Annotated in this window: 1 protein-coding gene; it reads right to left on the bottom strand. The window is 54.2% G+C overall.

Annotated features, from left to right (window positions below):
• Positions 1–2 precede the first annotated feature (2 nt).
• Positions 3–1214 carry an IS256 family transposase gene (locus BLP78_RS15010; protein ID WP_090460558.1) on the bottom strand — a complete coding sequence of 404 codons (1212 nt, stop codon included), beginning with the start codon at positions 1212–1214 and terminating at the stop codon, positions 3–5.
• Positions 1215–1217: the final 3 nt, after the last annotated feature.

The following is a 1217-nucleotide window of genomic DNA, read 5'->3' as shown; positions in this document are numbered from 1 at the left end:
GTTTAATGCTGTGGCATACGCTCATCGAACATGATGGTAAATCGATTTAGTGCCGCTTTCCAGTTCTGAATCGGCATCGTCCATTTCTTGCTGATATTGCGCAGTGCCAGATAGTACAGCTTGATCAAGGCATCGTCATTCGGAAATGAGCCCCGGTTTTTGGTAACTTTGCGCAGACTCATGTTGACCGACTCGATCGCATTGGTGGTATAGATCACCTTTCGGATTTCTGCCGGGTAGTCGAAGAAGGGCACGATACGCGCCCAATTGCGCTGCCAGGATTGGACGATCGCCGGGTAGCCGGCACTCCATTTAGCCGCGAATTCCACTAAGCGCATTTCGGCTTCTTCGATGGTCGCCGCCGTATAAATAGTGCGCAGATCGGCCGCGACTGCCTTGCGTAATTTCCAGCTGACGAAGTTCAAGCTGTAGCGCACCATATGCACGATACACAGCTGCACCGCCGTCTTTGGGAACACCGCCTCAATCGCTTCAGGAAAGCCTTTGAGACCATCCACGCAGGCAATGAAGATATCTTGTACGCCGCGATTCTTCAACTCGGTTGTGACCTGCAGCCAGAACTTCGCGCCTTCTGTCTGAGCCACCCATAAGCCCAGCAATTCCTTATTACCATTCAGATTCACGCCCAATGCCAGATAGACCGCCTTGACCCGCACGGCACCGCTGTCACGTACCTTGGCATGGATGCAGTCGAGATAGACGATCGGGTACAGCGCATCCAGAGGGCGCGCCTGCCATGCCTTGACTTCGTCCATGACGGCATCGGTGACCGAGGAAATCAAAGTTGGCGAGACCTCGGCCCCATACATTTCTTCGAGGTGACTTTGGATTTCCCGCACCGTCATGCCCCGCGCATACAGCGACAGGATCTTGTCGTCAAAGCCACTCCAGCGTGTTTGGTGTTTGGCAACGAGTTGCGGCTCGAAGCTCCCGTCACGGTCCCGTGGGATATCGATCGGCAACGCACCAAAATCACTCTTGAGCGTCTTGGCGCTGCTGCCGTTACGGGTGTTGCCGCTGTCGTTGACCACCGCTTCATGCTTGTCGTGACCCAAGTGAATCGCCAGTTCGGCTTGTAATGCACGCTCCACAATGGCTTTGGTCAGCTGCTTGAGTATCCCGTTCTCACCAAGCAGGTCTTCCGGTTTCTGGTAATCAGCCAGCAATCGATCGATCAGGTCGGGCTCTACTATTTT

Source organism: Nitrosospira sp. Nsp1, from assembly GCF_900100985.1.
In the GTDB taxonomy this organism is placed as follows: Bacteria; Pseudomonadota; Gammaproteobacteria; order Burkholderiales; family Nitrosomonadaceae; genus Nitrosospira.
The sequence above is the reverse complement of the archived record's forward strand: the minus strand, read 5'-3'. Positions and strand labels throughout refer to the sequence as shown.